19 protein-coding genes and 1 pseudogene are annotated in these 19820 nt (G+C 59.7%); 6 read left to right on the forward strand and 14 right to left on the reverse strand.

The annotated features are described in order from the left end of the window. Nucleotides 1-52 precede the first annotated feature (52 nt). The 13 genes from HX823_RS28195 to HX823_RS28255 all read right to left on the reverse strand — a co-directional run bounded on the left by HX823_RS28195 (nucleotide 53) and on the right by HX823_RS28255 (nucleotide 13051). The gene (locus HX823_RS28195; protein ID WP_256350290.1) at nucleotides 53-862 is read right to left on the reverse strand and encodes a hypothetical protein; all 810 of its coding nucleotides are present in this window, start codon (nucleotides 860-862) and stop codon (nucleotides 53-55) included. Nucleotides 863-1086: 224 nt separating this feature from the next. Next, nucleotides 1087-3492 carry a TonB-dependent receptor gene (locus HX823_RS28200; RefSeq protein ID WP_177077851.1) on the reverse strand — a complete coding sequence of 802 codons (2406 nt, stop codon included), beginning with the start codon at nucleotides 3490-3492 and terminating at the stop codon, nucleotides 1087-1089. Between the two features lie 97 nt (nucleotides 3493-3589). Next, nucleotides 3590-4543 (reverse strand): FecR family protein, encoded by a 954-nt coding sequence (locus HX823_RS28205; RefSeq protein WP_038844973.1) that lies wholly within the window; start codon nucleotides 4541-4543, stop codon nucleotides 3590-3592. Between the two features lie 26 nt (nucleotides 4544-4569). Next, nucleotides 4570-5070 carry a sigma-70 family RNA polymerase sigma factor gene (locus HX823_RS28210; protein WP_033899716.1) on the reverse strand — a complete coding sequence of 167 codons (501 nt, stop codon included), beginning with the start codon at nucleotides 5068-5070 and terminating at the stop codon, nucleotides 4570-4572. An 83-nt stretch (nucleotides 5071-5153) separates the two neighbouring features. Beyond that, nucleotides 5154-5798: a CGNR zinc finger domain-containing protein gene (locus HX823_RS28215; protein WP_177077853.1), complete on the reverse strand. Its 645-nt coding sequence runs from the start codon at nucleotides 5796-5798 to the stop codon at nucleotides 5154-5156. A gap of 96 nt (nucleotides 5799-5894) precedes the next feature. After that, entirely contained in the window at nucleotides 5895-6497 is a 603-nt protein-coding gene (gene cysC, locus HX823_RS28220; protein ID WP_177077855.1) for an adenylyl-sulfate kinase, read from the reverse strand. Beyond that, a complete protein-coding gene (locus HX823_RS28225) occupies nucleotides 6494-7723 on the reverse strand; it encodes a nitrate/nitrite transporter (protein WP_177077857.1) in 1230 nt (409 codons plus the stop codon). The genes cysC and HX823_RS28225 overlap by 4 nt, the downstream gene beginning before the upstream one ends. 10 nt (nucleotides 7724-7733) lie before the next feature. Beyond that, the gene (locus HX823_RS28230; RefSeq protein WP_177077859.1) at nucleotides 7734-8504 is read right to left on the reverse strand and encodes a bifunctional 2-polyprenyl-6-hydroxyphenol methylase/3-demethylubiquinol 3-O-methyltransferase UbiG; all 771 of its coding nucleotides are present in this window, start codon (nucleotides 8502-8504) and stop codon (nucleotides 7734-7736) included. 7 nt (nucleotides 8505-8511) lie between these two features. Continuing rightward, nucleotides 8512-9648, reverse strand: a complete 1137-nt coding sequence (locus HX823_RS28235) for a hypothetical protein (RefSeq protein WP_177077861.1) — start codon at nucleotides 9646-9648, stop codon at nucleotides 8512-8514. Next, nucleotides 9645-10370: an SDR family oxidoreductase gene (locus HX823_RS28240; RefSeq protein WP_177077863.1), complete on the reverse strand. Its 726-nt coding sequence runs from the start codon at nucleotides 10368-10370 to the stop codon at nucleotides 9645-9647. Before HX823_RS28240 ends, HX823_RS28235 begins: the two co-directional genes overlap by 4 nt. A 10-nt stretch (nucleotides 10371-10380) precedes the next feature. Then, nucleotides 10381-11109: a sulfotransferase family protein gene (locus HX823_RS28245; protein ID WP_080642376.1), complete on the reverse strand. Its 729-nt coding sequence runs from the start codon at nucleotides 11107-11109 to the stop codon at nucleotides 10381-10383. Then, entirely contained in the window at nucleotides 11106-12329 is a 1224-nt protein-coding gene (locus HX823_RS28250) for a transaldolase family protein (protein ID WP_177077865.1), read from the reverse strand. Before HX823_RS28250 ends, HX823_RS28245 begins: the two co-directional genes overlap by 4 nt. Nucleotides 12330-12346: 17 nt before the next feature. Then, nucleotides 12347-13051 carry an HAD family phosphatase gene (locus tag HX823_RS28255; RefSeq protein ID WP_177077867.1) on the reverse strand — a complete coding sequence of 235 codons (705 nt, stop codon included), beginning with the start codon at nucleotides 13049-13051 and terminating at the stop codon, nucleotides 12347-12349. Between the two features lie 253 nt (nucleotides 13052-13304). Between HX823_RS28255 and HX823_RS28260 the strand changes: the two genes are divergently transcribed. From HX823_RS28260 to HX823_RS28280, 5 genes and pseudogenes are all read left to right on the forward strand, one after another. Beyond that, a complete protein-coding gene (locus HX823_RS28260; protein ID WP_177077869.1) occupies nucleotides 13305-14105 on the forward strand; it encodes an SDR family oxidoreductase in 801 nt (266 codons plus the stop codon). Next, nucleotides 14098-15921, forward strand: a complete 1824-nt coding sequence (locus HX823_RS28265) for a glycoside hydrolase family 15 protein (protein WP_177077871.1) — start codon at nucleotides 14098-14100, stop codon at nucleotides 15919-15921. Before HX823_RS28260 ends, HX823_RS28265 begins: the two co-directional genes overlap by 8 nt. A gap of 48 nt (nucleotides 15922-15969) precedes the next feature. Further along, nucleotides 15970-16443, forward strand: coding sequence for an isochorismatase family protein (locus HX823_RS28270; RefSeq protein WP_038844996.1), 474 nt, complete (start codon nucleotides 15970-15972; stop codon nucleotides 16441-16443). Beyond that, complete coding sequence (locus HX823_RS28275) at nucleotides 16440-17000, forward strand: GNAT family N-acetyltransferase (protein ID WP_177077873.1); 561 nt, start codon at nucleotides 16440-16442, stop codon at nucleotides 16998-17000. The genes HX823_RS28270 and HX823_RS28275 overlap by 4 nt, the downstream gene beginning before the upstream one ends. Before the next feature lie 84 nt (nucleotides 17001-17084). Next, a pseudogene (locus HX823_RS28280) lies at nucleotides 17085-17966 on the forward strand (alpha/beta fold hydrolase); the annotation flags it as partial. Here the strand turns inward: HX823_RS28280 and HX823_RS28285 are convergent. After that, nucleotides 17881-18945, reverse strand: a complete 1065-nt coding sequence (locus HX823_RS28285) for a GlxA family transcriptional regulator (protein WP_256350291.1) — start codon at nucleotides 18943-18945, stop codon at nucleotides 17881-17883. The pseudogene HX823_RS28280 and the gene HX823_RS28285 sit on opposite strands and share 86 nt — an antisense overlap. 90 nt (nucleotides 18946-19035) lie before the next feature. Here HX823_RS28285 and inhA point away from each other — a divergent pair, with 90 nt between their 5' ends. Further along, complete coding sequence (gene inhA / locus HX823_RS28290; protein WP_038845009.1) at nucleotides 19036-19716, forward strand: isonitrile hydratase; 681 nt, start codon at nucleotides 19036-19038, stop codon at nucleotides 19714-19716. The last annotated feature ends 104 nt before the right edge of the window (nucleotides 19717-19820 follow it).

The raw sequence follows: 19820 nt of genomic DNA on the forward strand, positions 1-19820 counted from the left end.
GCGCCAGCACTTGTAGCCCCCAGCCGTGTAGTGCACAGCAGGGGCCCCGGGTCTAACGAAGCAATGTGTAGAGTTCCTGGCGAGAAATCCTGCCATCGCGCTGCCAACTGTAGATATTATCCATCGCTGACCTCAGATCAGAGCGCGCCATGACTTCCCGCGAAAGCTGGGTGAGATGGTCGTTGTACGGATTGCCGGTCAACGGTTGCATCGCACGTGCATTAAGATCCCTGAGTTTTATCGTGCTGCTGAAGTACCCTCCTTTCAACGCATTGAAATTGTTCAGTACGTCTTGGATGATTTGCTTGTCGTCACTCAGTTTCAGCGGATTGTCCGAGCGAACAAAGCTCCTGATATCGTCTTTGGACAAACGACCATCCAGAGCACCGGTGCTGCCATTTCTATCGAGGGATTGCAGCAGTCCGGGACGCCGCAGCAGTTCGTTCGCCAGTCGTATGTTCGGGTCTTTGTAAGGATTGCCGGTCAACGGTTGATTAGCGACTTTCTGCAGGCTCTGTTGCGTGATGTCGCGCGAAGGCCAGCGTCCCTTGAACGCGCCATAATTATTCAAAAGGCCTTGCGCCAGTTGTTCGTTGCTCTGTTTCGAGTAATAAGGGTCCGGCAACGTCGGCGTCGGACGCGGCGGCGGGCCAGGATTCGGACGCAGGTTTCCGGGCAACGGCCGCGGCGGCGAGCCACCGAATATCGGTCCGGTTTGATTGGACTGCGCAGTGAAATTGACGCCTACCGTGACCTGGACATTTGACCCGGTGACAGACCGCTCGGCAGCGGGTTTTGCATCTCCAAGGGAGGCGTTATCGAGGGAAGGAGCAACGCTCTGATTGTATGCTGATACCGACATTCCAGTTCTCCAGTTCGGTCTATTCAGGTGCCTGGCCTTGAGTCGTCAAGGAAACCAGCGAAGGCAGGCATATCCTGTGTGGCAGAACTGTGGGAACCGGTTCCTGAGACCGCTGAAAGTATCCAGAATCGAAGTAGGAAGAACATCTGATCGAGTGAGAGACAAGCCACTCTGTCGGCAGGCAGTGCCGCTCTCCCTAAGCAGGAAGAGCGGCAATATTTCAATCAGAACCCTACGCTGGCCTGTACGAAGAACGTACGAGGCTCGCCCAGGTACAGCCCGGCATTGTTGTCGCTGGAACGGGTGTAGTGCTGCTGGTCGAAGACGTTTTTCACGCCCACACCCAATTTCAGGTTGGACAACTGCTCGCCAAAGTCATAACCGCTGCGCACGTTGACCGAGACGTAACCGGGGATATCACCGTACTGACCGTCAGCCGTGCCCTGGGTGACGTAGGTGCTGGTCGTGCCTGGCGCACGCTGGCCCGACTGGGCGTACACATCCAGGTTGTGGGTCCAACGGTTGACGTCATAGCGCAGGCCCAAGGTGGCCACTTCACGGGAGTACAGCGGCAGGTCACGGCCCTTGAACGGTACGTCGCCTTCCGAGGTGGCCTTGGTGTAGGTGAAGCCGGCATTGGCGGTCAGGCCGTCCAGGCGCGGGTCCAGGTTCGACAGGTCATAGTGGGCCGAGGCCTCGATGCCAGTGTGCTTGGTCGCACCGAGGTTGGTCCAGCCCACATCGTTGCTGACGTATTGCAGCTCATCCGAGAAGTCGATGTAGAAGAACGTTAGCTCGCCGCCCCACACATTGTCGTTGTAGCGCGTACCCACCTCGTAGGTCTTGGCCTTTTCGGGGTTCAGACCATTCGCGGTCTGGTCGCCGGTGCCGCCCTGGCCCAGTTGGAAATATTGCAGGCTGCCAAACGACGTCTCGTAGTTGGCGAACAGTTTCCAGGCGTCGGAGACGTGGTACATCACGCTCAGGGCCGGCAGTGGTTCGTTGTTGTGGACTTCGCGGCGTTTTTCCTGGGTACGCGTGCCGTTCAAGGCAACCACCGGGCGATCGTGCCATTCGGTACGGATGTCTTCGAAGCGGATACCCGGCGTAATGGTCCACTTGCCGATATCGACTTTGTTATCGATATAGAACGCGTTGGCCTCGGTGCCCCCGGTGCGGTCCTGGTAGACGTGACCATCGCTCTGCCCACCCGGCGTCGGCACATTGTTGACCAGGTTCAGGCTGGTGGCCTGCTCATGCATGCCTTCCTTGAGGTAGCGATAGCCCAGGCTGACTTCCTGGGTACTCGGTCCTACGTCGAACACATGGGACACCCGTGGCTCGATGCCAAAGGTGTAGTAGGTGCGCGGGTAGGAGCCGATCGTCTTGAGGTCGCGGTTGGCGATGTTGCTGCCGCGGAAGCTGTCGGAATAATAAGTCAGCACTTCGGCCTGGGTGCGGTCGTCGATCTGGCGGATGTACTTGAAGGACACATCCTTGCGGCGCCCGCTGAAGTTGTCCCAGTCACGTACCGATTGGTAGGGGTTGGCATCGAACTGCTTCTGGGTCAGGCCGCCGGGCATGTCGGCGCTGGCGTCGTAGTAGTGGAAGTTCAGCGAGAAGTCGTCTTGATCGGTCGGCGCCCAGTGGGTCTTGAAGATGACGTCGTCGATGTCGTTGGAATTGTTGCTGTTGCGGTAACCGTTGCCATTGACCCCGGAGTACAGCAAAGCGGCGCCGATGCCATTGTCGGCGGTGCCGCCGATGAAGGCGTTGTCCACGTGCTTCCAACCGCCGTGGGCAGAGGTTTGCAGGGTGGTGCCGACTTCGCCGGAGAATTTCTCGGGGATGGCACGGGTCACGAAGTTGATCACGCCGCCGACGTTTTGTGGCCCATAACGCACGGAACCGGCACCGCGCACCACGTCGATACTCTCCAGGTTGCCGGCGGAAATCGGCGCCATCGACAGTTGCGGCTGGCCGTAGGGGGCGAACGCAGCCGGTACACCGTCGATCAGTACGGTGGAGCGTGGCGACAGGCGCGATGTCAGGCCACGTACGCCGACGTTGAGGGAAATATCACTGCCGCCGGTGCCGTTGGATTCCTGCACCTGCACACCCGGCACGCGACGCAGTACATCGCCGACGTTCATTGCGCCTTGCTCCACCATGGCTTCGCGACGGATCACCGTGCGTGCGCCGGGATGGTTCTGCACCACTTCAGCGTTGGCGTCGCCGAGCCAGTCGCCGACCACCTTGATATCGGTGGCGCCCAGTTCCAGGGGCGAGCCGGCTTCACCGGTGCCGCTGTTCAGCGGGCGCAGGGTCACGGAACCTGCGTCGATCTGGTAGTCCAGGCCGCTGCCTTGCAGCAATTGGCGCAGGGCTTGTTCTGGGGAAAGATTGCCGTCTACCGCCGGTGCCTGCTTGCCCGCGACCAACTCGGGGCTGAAGAACACTTGCAGGGAAGTCTGCTGGCCCAATTGGCTCAGCGCCGCGCCCAAGGGCTGGGCCTGGATGTGAATGGCGTCGGCGGCGTAGGCCGAAGGCAGCGCGGCACTGACCGCAAGCGCCAGGGCCAGCGGCGCCCAGCGGGAGATTTTATTGTTGTTAACGGCAAGTTTTTTCACGTCGAACCTAGTCCTGTGATCGCAAGAGTATGCGGCTGTTAATGCAAACCAGTTGCAGTTGCAGGAGAAGACGAAGAACTCGAAAAAAACCTGAATGTCAGCGTGAAATAATTTCCTGGCTGCCGTCCGGCAAGGTGCGCAAGGCTACCGGCAGGATGTGCGGCAAAGCCTTGAGCAAGGCGTCGGTGTCATTGGCCTTGAACACGCTGGTCAGGCGCAGGTTGCCCACGGCGGGCGTGCTGACCCGCAGCGGTTGCTCGCGATAACGCGAAACTTCCCGCGCCACTTCACCCAGCGAAGCGTTGTTGAAGACCAGCTTGCCCGTGCGCCAGGCGGTCAATTCCTCAGTGTTCACCGCGTAGGCACCAGCCACCGATCCTGTGTTGTCGACGTGGGTCCCCAGGCCTGCCGTCAACGTGACCACCTTGTCCGGTGAATGACCTTGCACTTTCACAGTGCCGGCCTCGACCATCACGCGAGTCTGGTCGTCATCACGACGCACATCAAAGCGCGTGCCGGTCACCGTCACCTGCCCTGCCCCGGCGGCCACTACAAAGGGTCGACTGGTGTCATGCTCGACGCTGAACATTGCCTCGCCCTGCTTGAGCTCCACGCCGCGCCGACCTTTTTCAAAATGCACCGCGACCACGCTGCGGCTGTTGAGGTCCATCACCGATCCGTCGGGCAAGGCCACCTGGCGATGTTCACCCAGGCGCGTGCTGAACTCGGCACTGTAGGGTTTTGGATGATCAAGTCCGCTGAACAGGCCCAAACCCAACGCTACCGCGACAACACTGGCGGCGACCGCATAACGCAATACGGCGCGGCGCTTGGGCCGCTCCACCGGGGCCTCGCATAACGCCTGCAAGCGGGCCTTGGGCAGCAAGTCGGTGGCACTCCACAGGCCTTGTAGCACATCAAATTCGTATTGATGATCGGGATGCTCGTTGCGCCACGCATCAAAGCGCTGGCGCTCGGCAGCGCTCAACTCGGTGTCTTGAAGGCGCACAAACCATTGCGCGGCTTCGTCTCGGGCACGGTTATCCATCATGGAAGATCCTGTTTCAAAGCGGGCAGTCATGGCGCCATCGCGTCCAGGCGGTCGCGCAGATGCCGCAGGGTGCGGATCATATACTTTTCCACCATGTTTTTAGACAGCCCCAGGCGTTCGGCGATTTCCTGCTGGGTCAGGCCTTCGATCTTCTGCCAGATGAAAATCTTGCGGCAGTTGAGCGGCAGCTCGGCCAAGGCCCGCTCGATGGAGTCCGCCAACTGGATCGCGTGCATGAAATGCTCCGGGTCGCCGCTGTGGGGCGAGCGCTGATCAAAGGCTTCCAGCGTGATGGCCTCACGCCGGTCTTCGCGTCGATAGGCGTCCACTGCGATATTGCGCGCGGTCTGATGCAGGTAGGCGCGCGGTTGCTCCACCTGATCGGATTTCGACTCCAGCACCCGCACAAAGGTGTCATGGGCCAGGTCTTCGGCCTGTTGACGGTTTCTCAGGCGGCGCGTCCAGGTTCCGATCAACTCTTCGTAATGTTCGAAAAAGCCTGTTCTGCGGGGCGGCTGAGGGATCATCGCGGGTGCACTGGGGAGGCGGGGCGTGAATAGTAATGCTTCCTATTAAGTGGAGCAATTGCTACCCGTCGTACACCTGGAAACTATTGCGTGCTGCCCACCTGCTTGAGACGGCTGAGTTTTTCGCGGCTACCACACACACTCATCTGGCACCATTTGCGCTGCTTGTTCTTGGAGATGTCGAAGAACACCCAGTCGCAGTCAGCGGCACCGCAAATGCGCAACGCGTGCAGATCACCGGACATCAGTAACTGCGTGGCCTCGATGGCCAGGCGCCCAAGCACCATAGCTGTCAGCTCCTGAGCCGTCGCGCAGGGCTTCCACGCCCAGGCAGGTTTGCCCTCCACGGACCGCAGCACCCGCCAGGCAACACCTTGCTGGAACACCTGGTTGATTTGCTGCAACGCCTCATCGGGCGCGGCACCCTGTAACGACAACGGATAGAACACCGCGTACAGGCATTCCCTGAACGCAATGATCGCGTCCAGGTCCGGCTGGTAAGCCATGGAGGAGGCAAACACCATCGGTTTGTAGTCGTCGAACTCTCGGGCCGAGATCAACGACGCATGCAATGCCCATTCGAAGAAGAACTGAAAGCTGGTGAGCCGCTCTTCCATGACCTTGAGCGAAGTGCCGGGACGACGGCCATTGGTGGTATTGATAAAGTCCAATACCCGGGCCCCACCAATCAGACGGATCGATTTTGCAGTGCCCGTAAAATGTGTCATGCCTGCTCCTGAAAAAACGCGTTCTCCCTGCGATGGCGCAGATTACCCTGTTTTTTCAAGTTGCAGACATTGTCATCCCCGCGCAAAGACAGACGGCTAAGCGCGATCGTCGTTATGCGCGATCCAGTCAAGAATCGTCGCGACCGACTGTTCCACTGAAAGCGCCTGGGTATCCAGGTGCACTTCCGGAAACACCGGCACATCGTAGTGGGAGTCGATGCCAGTGAAGTGCTTGATCAACCCCGCACGGGCTTTTTTATACAGGCCCTTGGGGTCACGTTGTTCGGCGGTTTCCAACAGCGCGTCCACATGCACTTCGACAAAAAACTCATTGCCGATGATCGAGCGCGCGTAGTGCCGGCTGGCCGACGAGGGAGAAATCAGCGCCACGATCACGATCAGCCCTGCCTCCAGCATCAACCGCGCCACTTCGGCGACCCGCCGGATATTCTCGTCACGGTCGCTGTCGGTAAAACCCAGGTCTCGGCACAGCCCGCCACGCACCGAGTCGCCGTCGATAATGGCAGTGATCCGGCCCTGTTCCTGCAGGGCATTGTCCAACGCATCGGCAATGGTCGACTTGCCGGACGCGGAGAGGCCGGTCATCCAGATGACCACGGGGTTATGTTTCATGCCAGAGCGGTGACTGAACGCAAACGCGTGCAGGTTCCGGTGCGGCGTGTCTGGAAAATAACTCATGACTGTTCACCCTCCTTGACCGAAACAGGCTGTTTGCCCAACAGGAACACCATCACGCATTGCACAAACAACAACAGCGCCACCACCCAGTAGACGGTCGAGAACGACCCGGTCAGGTCCTTGGAAAATCCGCCCAGGAAATTGCCGCACACGCCCCCCAGGCCGATCAACACGTTGGCAATGCCAAAGGCCTGGGTCAGCCGACTGACCGGGACGATTTGCCCGATGTAACTGGGCACCAGCCCGAAGATAGGATAAAACGCCAGCGCAAACAGAAACGCCGCCAGGTAGAACAACGGCAGGCTGTTGAAACTGAACACCAGGCTGGCAGCCAGCCCCGCGCTCAGGAAACACATCGCCAGCGACGCGCGCACCCCGACCTTGTCGGCAATCCACCCCACCAGGAAGCCCGACGCCATGCCCACCGCGCCGATGGTGGTCCAGATAAACCCGGCGTCCTGTACCGACACACCCAACTCATCACGCAGGAACGGCGCCAGGTACGTCTGGAACGGCAGCAACGCCATGCCATTGAGAAAGGCGATGGCCCAGGTCAGGTACAACGAGCGGCTGAGCCAGGGCTGGTGGCTGTCAAACGCGGTGGCGCGTTCCCCGGAAAACCCGGTGTCCTGGCTCGCAGCGAAGTTACGCAACAGAAACCAGGCCACCACGCACAGGGCCACCGAGATCAGCCCGGCAGTGAGCCAGATCGAGCGCCAGCCACCATTCAATGTCAGGAACGACACCAGCAAACCGTTGATGAATACGCCGTAGCTGGTGCCACTGGAAATCAGCCCCATGACCCGCGAGCGGTTTCCGGGGCTGAAGCCCTTGGTGACGATCTCTGCCAACGGGATGTACACCGAGGCGGAACAGCCACCGAGCAGGATCAACAGCGCGCCCGACAACCAGATGCTGTTGCTGACACTCAGCCCCAGCAGCGCCAGGGACGTCATCACCGTCGATACCAGGCTGATTTTCCACCCCTCGAAAAACCGGCTGATATAGCTTGTCACCGATGAAAACAGCAGGAAGCCGATCTGCGCGCCGCCAGTGATCAGCCCCACCGTGGTGTAGTCAAAACCGATGTCGCGGCGCATGTCGACCACCAGGTTGGCGAACAGGTAGACGCCAAAGCCATAGGTACTGGCCACAAACCCGGTGAGGACCACCGCCAGCACGACGCTGTCCAGTGGCCGGGCATTGCTCTGTACGAGTGTGCTCATCAAGCCCTCCTTATTCGGCGCGCGCGGTGTGAATGACGAAATCACAATCCATCATGTCGTAGTCACGTTCGAAGTCGCCGTAACTCTCATGCTGGATGAACCCGGATTTGAGCACCTCGCCCTTCAATTCGCCCGGCAACAGCGGATACACCTGCAGCCGGTATTGTTCTGCGTCATCAAAGGAATAGATGAACTCACACAGGTGCTCATCGACCTGTCCCAGGCTGACCGAAGCATTCGTACCGCAGTAATAGTAATGACCGCTGGCCTTGTAGTTGCCGGCACGGATAGCGAAAAAATTGCGTTGGTCTACGATCAGCAAACCACCCGGCTTGAGCAAGGCCCTGAATTTGGCCAGCACCCGCAACCGATCGTGGGCGGCGAAGACATGGCACAACGAACTGCCCAGGCACACCACCGCATCGAATTGGCCAAGTTCCTGGGAGTCCAGCGAGTGCCAGTCGCGGTAGTGGGACTGGATGTCCAAGCCATGCTTGCGAAAGTTCACCCGCGCCTTGGTCAACATCGTGCTGCTGCCATCCGTGGCGACCACATCGAACCCCGCTTGCTTGAGCTGGACGGCATGAAAGCCACTGCCGGTCGAAACATCTATCACCGACTGCACGCCATGACTGCGCAGCAGGTTTTCGAAGAACCCGTCCTCCCCCGCTTTGCGTTTTTCCCAATCGATCAATTCATCCCAACGCTCGACGAAATCCTCCGAGTACTGCTTGGCATAACTGGCGACTTCGTTGTGCTTGCGCCCCGATATCTGATTCATCACACACCTACCAGGTTGAATTCTTGAAGGACAGGTACTTGCTCGCCAGCTCGCGGGCAAACTCGGCGGACTGCTCGATGGACATGGTGTTCTTGGAGTACCCCAGCATCGATTGCATGACGGCCATGCACTGCGGGTTGTAAGTCACCGAACCATCACAGTGGATTTCGTCGATGCCATCCTGGCTCTGGCAGATGCTGTTGATGCGCACCGCCTCGTCCTGTGGACAGGCGTCGGAGAACTGCACCTGGATCTGCCCATCATGCAGCCGCACCGGATACCCGCCCGGAAGCCCGAGAGGCCCCGGCGCATGGACCAGGACCGGCACGGGCGAGAACAGCCCTTCGATGACCGTGACGGCAGAGCATGCGGTGAGGAACTGCCCGTCCACTCCGCCCAGGCGACGGAACTCGGATTTCACCGTCGAGAAAATCGCCTCGGCCGGCAGGCGCACCACCTCTGGCCGGTCACGCACTTCATACAACAGACGGTAGCTGGCCCGCGCAGGTAACCCAGCGCGCGGCACGTAGTGGCTGAAGTAATGCTGGGCATACAGCTGCACTTGCACATCCGCAGGCGCACATTCGAGCAACCGTGCGATGGAGAAACGCACCGCTGGAATCAGGTTGGCCACATTACCCACGCCAATATCCGGCGCCAGGCCGATGCGCGCCAAGATCGGGTTGACCGCATCCGGGAACGCCGCATTCACGGTTTTAGTGGTGATTCCGGAGGCTTTCACCGTCCGCATCAGGCAATGCATCAACGTCAGGTGCATGGGCAGCCAGGGGCCGAACTGGGCCTGATCGAGCTTCTCGAACGACAGCTTGGGCAGCCCGGTGATGACCCGCCATGACTGCAGCGATGCGCAGTTCACCAGCATATCCGGGGCTTCTTCACGTAGCAGCTGCGTGACCCTGCCGATATCCGTCAGGTCGGCAACCACGGGTTTGATGTCGATAAATTGGCCCAACTGTGCACACGACAACGTCACCAGGTTGCACAAGCGGATCGTGGCTTCTTCATTGCGCCCCAACACCACAAAGTCGAACGCGTTTTTCGGCCCCAGAATCTTCAGGATCTGCAGGCATAGGTTGCCGGCGCCTACCAGCAGCAGTTTTTTCTTGCGCACCGGAAGGCTCATCGTGGGTAGGCCCCGTTGTCGACCGGAATCACCCTGCCCGTGATGTGACGCATGGCATCGCCGGCCAGCAGAAGGATGACCTCAGCCACCCCACTGGGCAGGATCGGGTCCTTGAGGACTTCCTGGCGGGCGTACTCGGCGCGTCGGTATTCGGGGATGGTGCCGTAGATCGCGGTGTCATGGATCAGCGCCGGGGACACCACGTTCACCCGCACGAACGGCGCGAAGTTCCAGGCGTTGGCCTTGGTCAGGCCGATCACCGCCGCCTTGGTGGCGCCATAGAGCGCGTCGCAGCTGCCCACTTCTCCAGCCACCGAAGCGATGTTGACGATGCTGCGCGGGGCTTCGTGCTTCATCTCCCGTTCGGCAAAGTCTTTGGAGAGGTAGACCAGCGCCTTGAGGTTGACGGTGAGGATCTCGTCGATCTGCTCATCGGAGTAGGCGTAGACACTTTTGCCGTGATAAATCCCGGCGTTATTGACCAGGCCGTAAATACTTGCATGCCGCTCATACAGTTTTGGAATAAAACCCTTGATGACTGCCATGTCCGAAAAGTCAGCGATATGCGCTTCAAACACGTCAGCGCCATAGACACCTTGCAGCACTTTCAAACCCTCGGCATCCTTGTCCGCACCGATAACGAAATAACCCTGCTGAATCGCCAGTTCCACAGTAGCCCGGCCAATTCCGTTGGCCGCTCCGGTCACAATCAACTTTTTCATACAACAATCCCTATTGGCAAAATTCATTCATGCGCGCGTAATACGTACGGTGATATTCGTACATCGCCTTTAAATTCGGATATTGATCAAATAGCGTGATATCAACGCTCGGATTACTTGGAGAAACAATCCGCTCACTGTTTTCCGCGTCGGCATGCCAACTACGCCACGTTTTCCATTGTTGGGGACACTCACGCTTCCATGTCATGGCGTGTGGCAGAAACTCTATATTCAAATGATCACAGAGTTTACGGATCACTCGTTCTGGCTCTGCGGCCAGATCATCCGCATTGATCACATAGGGCACTTTGCCGGTCAGTTTGGTGACCACACAAAATATGTCATACAGTGCTTTATGCCCAATGGCCTGCAAGGGCATGTCGGGATGCACCCGATGATGGGAAACAATACTGCTGGCAGGCTCACGAATCAGAAAGATGTTGTCCTGTTGCGCGAGAAAGCCCACATCAACTTTCAAGTCATCCAAACAGTGATAACACATGTCTTTATGGAAGACGTTCGCACGCTCACGGGCATTCAGTAGATGTTCTTTTATACCTGGGTAAGTCGTGGGCAAACTGTGATCCCACTCGTCCGAAGGAATCGCCGAGTCCTCGGAAAACGCCATATGCGCAAAAGGTTCATGGAAGACCTCAAAATCGCCACGCTCGATAAATACGCGTTCGAGCACCGTGGAGCGCGAACGCGGGTGGGCCCACAACCCGATCATCCGGTTCATGCGATCACCCCAAATTCAGCAGCGAGCAATGCGTTGAATGCGCGCTTGAACGGTGTCGTCACGGGGCAAAGCCGAACGCAGTAATCCGCCAGGCGCCGATGCGCGCTATTGGCTTCATTGCAGGCGTTGATAAAGGCTTCATGGTTGCCGAAGTCGTACGGTTCGATACTGTCGACAAAATAGGCTTCGTAGAAATACGGGATACGGATCAGCTTCGCGAAGGTCGAGGCCGGGGGTTTCTGGGGTTCCTGCGCGGGTACCACCGGTTTGCCGTGGCTTTCGCGCTCGACCAGGAACTCAACTACGTCCGGCGTCAGTGTGTAGCAGGTCGCGGTTTGCCCGGTCTTTTCCAAGTGCCAGCAATGCTTGTTGCCACGTTCGTCCACATCGATCTTTATGCTGGAAAGCAGGGTTTTGATCGGCACGGTCGAGGCCGCCACCAGCGTCTGGATCTGCTCGTAAATCATCAACTCGGCCCAGCGCAGTTCCTCGGCATTCAGAGCCAAGCCACGCTCGGCAGCCTGCAGGGTGAACTCGGGCTGGCAGGCGAAACGCCCAATCATGAACGTGATCACGTACTTGCAGCGGCTGGTGTCGATACCGTTGCTGCGCGCGGTCGCCCTGCCACACTCGATGGCCTGGATACCGGCCTGGAACTGGGCAACCGTGAAGCAAAAGGTGATGTTGATCGAGGCGCCCTGGGCCACCAGTTGCTCGACGGTGGCCAGCCCTTCCAGGCTGCCCGGCACCTTGACCATCACGTTCGGCGCCAGGCGATGCAACTCCAGGCCGCGGGCGGTCATGCGTTCGGTGCTGCGCACATCTACCGGGTCAACCTGGGCGGAAATCCAACCTTCAGCCTGTGCCGATTGAACCCACCGCGACTTGAGCGTGGCAGCCCCTTCGACGATGACTTCGTTGTACAGCTGCTTGCGCAACTCATTGGGAGACAGCTTGGCCAGGTTGAAACGTGAAGACCAATACTCGCGCTTTTCAAGGATGACGGCCGTTACCAACCGCGGGTTGGTGGTCGCACTGCACAAGCCCCAGGGCTGGGAGAACTCATCCGGCATCAACGCTTGTATGTATGTCGCGGCCGCCGGGTACTTTTCCAGCAGGTGTTGTTTATACGGCAGATATACGGCAGGCGATGAATCCCACCACACTTGCGAAGATTGATCGTTGCGTTTGAGCCGTTCCAGGTAACCAAGTGTGTTCACGACGCCTCCTCCCTGAGTCAATTAAATATGGTCAATACTTCACGTATGTCGGCAATCGGTAATGCTCCCGCTGCGGCCAACTGCGAATGCCGATGCGCGGGACCAAAGCCCAACACTTTTATATTGGCCGCTATCGCAGCCTGGATACCCGTCACACTGTCTTCCACCACCAGCGCATCACTCACATCAATGCTGTAAGTCCGGCAGGCCGTCAGGAACACCAAGGGATCAGGTTTCCAATGACCCAATTCATAACAGCTGAATATTCGGCCTTCGAAATAAGAAAACAGTCCCGCCAGGCGCAAGCAATGCTCTATCTTGTTGCGTGGCGCACTCGAAGCAACGCAATAAGGCACGTCCAACTTTTCCAGGACTTCCAGCATTCCATCCGTGGCTTTTAAACTGAGTGTCAGTGCGTGCAGCGCCCGTTCACGAAAACGCTGTTCAAACGCGTCGTCCACACTGACATTTAATAATTGCTCAGCTTCGCGCAAACACTCAGCAATCTTGCGCCCACGAAAGTGTTCGATAAAACGTGTGACATCAAGCAGCGTGTCGCCCTGAGCCAGGGCATTAAACATGGAGATCAATACAGACAGGGTTATTTCTTCACTTTGGACCAGAACACCGTCGCAATCGAAGATAACTAACTTAGGCACGCCAACTAAGGCCGCTGCTTTTACCTGAACTGGTAGTTCCCCTATATCGGCCGAAAGGCACATAGAAATCTCTTATAGGTGGCCCCGCGATGACTTCCGAACTACCAACGGAGCGGGTTGATGTGTGCCTATAAGACACGCGGCGAAAAAGCCTGTCAAACGCTTTTGAGCGGTTTTTTAGTATCTTGTGGTTATTTTTTATAGTTCTGTTATTCCATTTTTCACCATGGTTGTAGTCGCTAAATTCACACGGGTGAACTTCCCTTGCGCGCGATCAGTCAGCTACTTGAACTCACGAATTCAAGGTCGGTGAGCAATGCGTATCTCGTTGGAGCAACAAGTGGCGCTGGTGACCGGTGCCAGTTCCGGAATCGGTGCCGGCGCGGCAAAGGCCCTGGCGCAAGCCGGAGCGGCGGTGGTGCTGAATTACAACAGCCAGGCCGCGCCGGCCGAGGCACTGGCAGAACAGATCAACACCGAGGGTGGCCGGGCGATTGCCATCGGTGCCAACGTGGCTAAAGAAGAAGAGGTAGAACGGCTTTTTGCCCAGACCCTCGATGCCTTCGGCCACTTGGACATCCTGGTGGCCAACTCCGGGATGCAGAAGGACGCCAATCTGGTGGACATGAGCCTGGATGACTGGAATGCGGTGATCGGCGTCAACCTCACCGGCCAGTTCCTGTGTGCCCGCGCGGCGGTGCGCATCTTCAATCGCCAGGGCGTGCGCGAAGGCGTGTCGCGGGCGGCGGGCAAAATCATCCACATGAGTTCGGTGCACCAACTGATCCCGTGGGCTGGGCATGTGAACTACGCGGCTTCCAAAGGCGGTGTGGAGATGCTGATGCGCACCCTCGCCCAGGAAGTCAGTGAGCAACGCATCCGCATCAACGGGGTTGCGCCGGGGGCGATCCGCACCGCGATCAACCGAGCCGCCACCGAAGGCGCGGCAGCACAAGAGCTGCTCAAGTTGATTCCCTACGGGCGGATCGGCGACGTGGAAGACGTCGCCAACGCGGTGGTGTGGCTGGCCAGCGATGCATCCGATTATGTGGTCGGCAGCACACTCTTTATTGACGGCGGCATGAGCCTGTATCCGGAGTTCCGTGGCAATGGTTGATTTGAACGAACCACAAAGCGCCATCGATGCCCACGGCATCATTGGCGACATGCGCAGTGCCGCATTGGTGAACGACAAAGGCAGTATCGACTTCTTCTGCTGGCCGGAATTCGACAGCCCCTCGATCTTCTGCTCGCTGCTGGACAGCCCCGACGCCGGCATTTTCCAACTCACCCCGGACCTGCCCAACGCGCGTCGCGAACAGATCTACCTGCCCGACACCAACGTGCTGCAAACCCGCTGGCTCAGCGACGAGGCCGTGGTGGAAATCACTGACCTTTTGGCAATTAGCGAGGAGATCGATGACCTGCCGCTGTTGATCCGCCGCGTGCGTGTGGTCAGTGGCAAGGCCGATATCCATCTGCGCTGCGCGGTGCGCCATGACTACGCGCGCACGCCCACCCAGACCACCCGTGACAACGGCACGGTGTGCTTCAGTGCCGACGGCCAACCCGGCCTGCGTTTGTCCAGTAGCCATCCACTGCAGATCAAAGACGGTGCCGCCGTGGCCAGCTTTACCCTGGAGCAGGATGAAGGTGCCGAATTCGTTCTCGGCGGCCAGGAGGATGAACGGGTGGACAGCAGTTGCACCGACCTGGCGCTGGCCCACACCTTGAAGTTCTGGCGCGGGTGGATCGCGCAATCGAACTACCGTGGGCGCTGGCGCGAAATGGTCAACCGCTCGGCCCTGGCGCTCAAGCTTCTGACGTCACGCAAACACGGCGCGATCATCGCCGCTGCCACTTTCGGCCTGCCGGAAACGCCCGGCGGCGAACGCAACTGGGACTACCGCTACACCTGGATCCGCGACGCATCCTTCACCGTCTACGCCTTCATGCGCCTGGGGTTTGTCGAGGAAGCCAACGCCTATATGCGCTGGCTCAAAGGCCGCGTGAGTGACTGCTGTGGCCAGCCGACCAAGATCAATATTCTCTACGGCATCGACGGGCGCCAGGAACTGCCGGAAGCCGAGTTGGAACACTTCAGCGGCCATGGCGGCGCCAAGCCGGTACGTATCGGCAACGAAGCCTTCGACCAGATCCAGCTGGACATCTATGGCGAGCTGATGGATGCGGTGTACCTGGTCAACAAGTACGGCGAGGCGATCTCCCATGAAGGCTGGAAACACACCGTGGAGGTGGCTGATCAAGTCTGTGAAATCTGGAACACCAAAGACGTGGGCATCTGGGAAATGCGCGGCGAGCAGCATCACTTCCTGCACTCACGACTCATGTGCTGGGTAGCACTGGACCGGGCCATCCGCTTGGCTTCCAAGCGTTCGCTGCCGGCGCCGTTCGCACGCTGGGACCAGACGCGCCAAGCGATCTACGCCGACATCTGGAGCAACTTCTGGAACGAAGAGCGCGGGCATTTCGTGCAGCATATCGGCAGCACCGCGCTCGACGGTTCGATGCTATTGATGCCGCTGGTGAGGTTTGTCGCCGCCACCGACCCACGCTGGCTCTCGACCCTGGAAGCCATCCAGAAAAGCCTGGTGCGCGACGGCATGGTCTACCGCTATCGCAACGACGACAGCCAGATCGACGGCCTGCAAGGCACCGAAGGCGCGTTTGCGGCCTGCTCGTTCTGGTATGTCGAATGCCTGGCCCGCGCCGGACAAGTGGAAAAGGCCCACCTGGAATTCGAGCAACTGTTGCGCTACTCCAACCCCCTGGGCTTGTACGCCGAAGAGTTCGACAGCCAGGCCCGCCACCTGGGTAACACGCCCCAGGCCTTGAGTCACCTGGCGTTGATCAGCGCGGCGACGTTCCTGGACCGTAAACTCAGCGGGGAGAAAACCACCTGGCAACCCTGAAGTGGCCTGTGCACAATGGGCAGCCCCTCGACCACGGACAGGAACGCCATGCGCCAGGTACTGCTGATCATCGATGTGCAACCTTCCTTCAACCCGCCCGCGTGGCTGGTGGACGGCATCAACGCCCTGCTGGGGCGCATGCCGTCAGTCGCCACCGTGGAGCGCCACGACGAGAGCGTCACGCCCTTCGCCCGGCAACTCGGCTGGCAACCGGCGCCGAACGACCAGAGCCTGGTGGCCGCCGATCGCATCTTTATCAAACACGGCTATGCGCCAACACCCGAGACCGTCGCCTACCTCAAAAGCCTCGCGCCGCAACGCGTGCTGGTGTGTGGTATCCAGACCGACACCTGCGTGCTGGCGGCCGGGTTTGCGCTGTTTGACGCGGGATTGCAGCCGACCTTGATCAGCGATCTGACGGTGGGTTCGTCGCTGGATCGGTCGGGGCAGTTGGGCGTGGATCTTTGGCGGCATCATTTCGGGCAGGTGGTTGATCGGGACCAGGTCGCTGCCACCTTATGAGCGCCTTCCCTACCCTGCATACTCGTCGCCTGCAGTTGCGGGAACTGGTCGAGCACGACGCCTTGGCGCTGTTTTCCCTCTACCGCGATACCGACAGCATGCGCTGGTTCGGCGCTGACCCGATGACCGAAATCAGCCAGGCACAAGCCCTGATCGAGACCTTTGCCCAATGGCGTACCCAGCCTAATCCGGGCACTCGCTGGGGGCTTGAGTTCGAGGGCAGGCTGATCGGCAGTTGTGGCTTATTCAAGTGGAACCGTGGATGGAACAGTTGCGCGCTGGCCTGCGAGCTTGCACCCGACTTCCGAGGGCAAGGCCTGATGAGCGAAGCCCTGCGCGCCACACTGGAATGGGGTTTCATGCAGATGCACTTGCACCGTGTCGAAGCGCTGGTTCATCCACACAACCACGCATCCCGCGCGTTGCTGGAGCGTCTTGGCTTCAAAGTCGAAGGAAAGCTGCGAGAGGCCGGATTCTGGAACGGCCAGCGGCATGATCTTGAGGTGCTGGGGCTGCTGGCGCGGGAATGGCCGTATCAAACCGGCCTAGACAAGTAAGCCCACTGCCGCAAATCCCCCCCCAACCCGTCACGGCTTTCGGCTAGAGTTCCAGCATCCCTGGCCAGCCGATGAACGCTCACCATGACCATAACCGCCCCACTGCTCTACGTACGCACGTCCATGCTCGATATCGCTTACGAAGCCCACGGCCCCCTCGACGGTGAGCCGGTGATCCTGCTGCATGGCTTCCCCTATGACCCGCGCGGCTATGACGCGATTGCGCCGGTACTGGCCGAGCGTGGCTACCGGGTACTGGTGCCGTACCTGCGCGGTTACGGCCCGACGCGGTTTATCAATGAGCAAGTCATGCGCTCCGGGCAGCAGGCGGCGTTGGGCAAGGATCTGCTGGATTTCATGGATGCATTGGCGATCCCGCAAGCCACCCTCACCGGCTACGACTGGGGTGGGCGAGCCGCGTGCATCGTCGCGGCGCTATGGCCCGAGCGGGTGCGCGGGTTGGTGACCGGGGATGGCTACAACATCCAGGACATTGCCAAATCCCTCAAGCCACGGGCGCCTGTGACGGAACATCGCTTGTGGTACCAGTTCTACTTCCATACCCAACGCGGCGTAGACGGTTTGACCGCCAACCGTGGCGAACTGTGCAAGTTGCTGTGGGCGCTTTGGTCGCCCTCCTGGGCCGAGGGGCCGAGCCTGTATGACCAGACGGCGCCGTCGTTCGATAACCCGGATTTTGTCGAGGTGGTGATTCACTCCTATCGCCACCGTTTCATGTATGCCCCCGGTGACCCGGCGCTGGAAGCCATCGAGCAGGCGTTGGCGTTGCAGCCGCCGATCTCGGTGCCGAGCATTTCGCTGTGCGGTGCCGATGATGGCGTGGGCCCGCCGCCTGAAGTGGATGATGATGTCGAGCATTTCAGCGGGCTTTACCGACGCCAGGTACTCCCCGGCGTGGGCCACAACATTCCTCAGGAAGCGCCGCAGGCCACGCTCGACGCACTGACGCACTGCTGGAATTGCTGGGCGAAAAGCGTTCGCGGTAAGCCTGGGGTGTGACCGACAAGGCGCGCAGGAAGCTGCGACGCAGGGTCTCTTCGCTGCCAAAGCCACACTGCACGGCGATGCGTTTGATCGAGACTGCGCTGTCAGCCAACTGCCGGCGTGCAGTTTCGACGCGGATCAATTCGACGGCGCGGGCCGGGGTCTGGCCGGTTTCGGCGCGGTAGTGGCGTACAAAGCTGCGTTCGCTCATGCCGGCTTGGGCGGCCAGGGTCGAGATGCTCAAATCCAAGGTGAGGTGTTCGGCGATCCAGGCGTGGAGTTCGGCGAAGCGGCTGTCGTCTTTTTGCAGGGACAGGGTCACGCTGAATTGGGACTGGCCGCCGGGACGCTTGAGGAACACCACCAGGTGCCGCGCCACTTCCAGGGCTACGGCGCGGCCCAGGTCTTCTTCCACCAGCGCCAGGCACAGGTCGATGCCAGCAGTGACGCCGGCAGATGTCCAGACGGCGCCTTGCTGGATAAAGATCGGGTTGGACTCCACCGTCAACGCCGGGAATTTGCGCGCCAGTTCTTCGCAACGCGTCCAGTGGGTGGCCACCCGACAGCCATCGAGCATACCGCTGGCGGCCAGCAAAAACGCGCCGGTACACACCGAGGTCATGCGCCGGGTATGCCTGGCTTTCTCGCGCACCCACTCCACCAGCGCTGGGTCTTCAGCGGCGCCGTATACGCCCCAGCCGCCGGCAATCACCAACGTATCGCACGGCGCATCGACGGCGGGCAGCGGCTGGGCCAGCAGTGCCAAGCCAGCCGACGTCATCACCGGCTCCGCTTGCGCGGCGATCACCGACACGGCGTAGGGCAACGGCAGGCCGCGTTGACGCGCCAGGTCATTGGTGGAGGCAAACACCTGCAACGGCCCGGTGACATCCAGCACCTGGGCGTTATCGAAAGCAAGTACGTGGACGATTCTGGGCATGATTGGCGTGATTCGTGGGCTCAATGGCGTATTCGCCAAAGCCTAGGCCTCTAGAGTGAAGCCGTCCACCCCTTTGACGGAGCGCTTTTCATGACCTTGCAGATCGGCTTTGTGTTGTTTCCCGGCATCCAGCAACTGGATCTCACCGGCCCTTATGACGTACTGGGTTCGTTGCCGGATGTGAAGTTGCACCTGGTGTGGAAAGACCTGGAACCGGTCACTTCCAGCACCGGCCTGGTGTTCACACCGACCATGACCTATGCCGATTGCCCGCGCCTGGATGTGATTTGCGTGCCCGGAGGCTCAGGTGTTGGGGCGCTGATGGAAGATCCGCTGACGTTGGACTTCCTCAAGGTACAAGCCCAGACCGCGCGCTATGTGACGTCGGTGTGCACCGGCTCGCTGGTACTCGGCGCCGCCGGTTTGTTGCGCGGGCGCAAGGCGACGACGCACTGGGCCTATCACGACCTGCTCGCCCCGCTCGGTGCGATCCCGGTACAAGAACGCGTGGTGCGTGACGGCAACCTGTTGACCGGTGGCGGCATTACGGCTGGCATCGACTTCGCCCTGACGTTGGCGGGCGAGTTGTACAGCGAAGCGGCGGCGCAACTGGTGCAGTTGCAGATTGAATATGCGCCGGCACCGCCGTTCGATTCCGGGCGTCCGGACACGGCGCCCAAGCATGTGTTGGAGGAAGCCAACAAGCGCACGGCGGAATCGCGCAGGGTGCGTGGGGAGATCGTTGCGCGGGCTGCGGCTCGGTTGGGGTGATTCTTCATAGCACCTGTGGATACTGCAAAAGCGATGTTTGGGTCGGGTCGGGGACATATCCGTTATTTGGGTAACGGCTGATATGGGTTCCGCCCTTACGGCGG

Source organism: Pseudomonas sp. P7759 (assembly GCF_013386445.1).
GTDB classification, from domain to species: Bacteria; Pseudomonadota; Gammaproteobacteria; order Pseudomonadales; family Pseudomonadaceae; genus Aquipseudomonas; species Aquipseudomonas azotoformans_A.

Bases quoted from the DNA above. Each gene is read 5' to 3' on its own strand.
- HX823_RS28195 (WP_256350290.1), bottom strand. From the start codon at position 862: ATGTCGGTATCAGCATACAATCAGAGCGTTGCTCCTTCCCTCGATAAC.
- HX823_RS28205 (WP_038844973.1), bottom strand. From the start codon at position 4,543: ATGATGGATAACCGTGCCCGAGACGAAGCCGCGCAATGGTTTGTGCGC.
- HX823_RS28210 (WP_033899716.1), bottom strand. From the start codon at position 5,070: ATGATCCCTCAGCCGCCCCGCAGAACAGGCTTTTTCGAACATTACGAA.
- HX823_RS28215 (WP_177077853.1), bottom strand. From the start codon at position 5,798: ATGACACATTTTACGGGCACTGCAAAATCGATCCGTCTGATTGGTGGG.
- cysC (WP_177077855.1), bottom strand. From the start codon at position 6,497: ATGAGTTATTTTCCAGACACGCCGCACCGGAACCTGCACGCGTTTGCG.
- HX823_RS28225 (WP_177077857.1), bottom strand. From the start codon at position 7,723: ATGAGCACACTCGTACAGAGCAATGCCCGGCCACTGGACAGCGTCGTG.
- HX823_RS28230 (WP_177077859.1), bottom strand. From the start codon at position 8,504: ATGAATCAGATATCGGGGCGCAAGCACAACGAAGTCGCCAGTTATGCC.
- HX823_RS28235 (WP_177077861.1), bottom strand. From the start codon at position 9,648: ATGAGCCTTCCGGTGCGCAAGAAAAAACTGCTGCTGGTAGGCGCCGGC.
- HX823_RS28240 (WP_177077863.1), bottom strand. From the start codon at position 10,370: ATGAAAAAGTTGATTGTGACCGGAGCGGCCAACGGAATTGGCCGGGCT.
- HX823_RS28245 (WP_080642376.1), bottom strand. From the start codon at position 11,109: ATGAACCGGATGATCGGGTTGTGGGCCCACCCGCGTTCGCGCTCCACG.
- HX823_RS28255 (WP_177077867.1), bottom strand. From the start codon at position 13,051: ATGTGCCTTTCGGCCGATATAGGGGAACTACCAGTTCAGGTAAAAGCA.
- HX823_RS28260 (WP_177077869.1), top strand. From the start codon at position 13,305: ATGCGTATCTCGTTGGAGCAACAAGTGGCGCTGGTGACCGGTGCCAGT.
- HX823_RS28265 (WP_177077871.1), top strand. From the start codon at position 14,098: ATGGTTGATTTGAACGAACCACAAAGCGCCATCGATGCCCACGGCATC.
- HX823_RS28270 (WP_038844996.1), top strand. From the start codon at position 15,970: ATGCGCCAGGTACTGCTGATCATCGATGTGCAACCTTCCTTCAACCCG.
- HX823_RS28275 (WP_177077873.1), top strand. From the start codon at position 16,440: ATGAGCGCCTTCCCTACCCTGCATACTCGTCGCCTGCAGTTGCGGGAA.
- HX823_RS28285 (WP_256350291.1), bottom strand. From the start codon at position 18,945: ATGCCCAGAATCGTCCACGTACTTGCTTTCGATAACGCCCAGGTGCTG.
- inhA (WP_038845009.1), top strand. From the start codon at position 19,036: ATGACCTTGCAGATCGGCTTTGTGTTGTTTCCCGGCATCCAGCAACTG.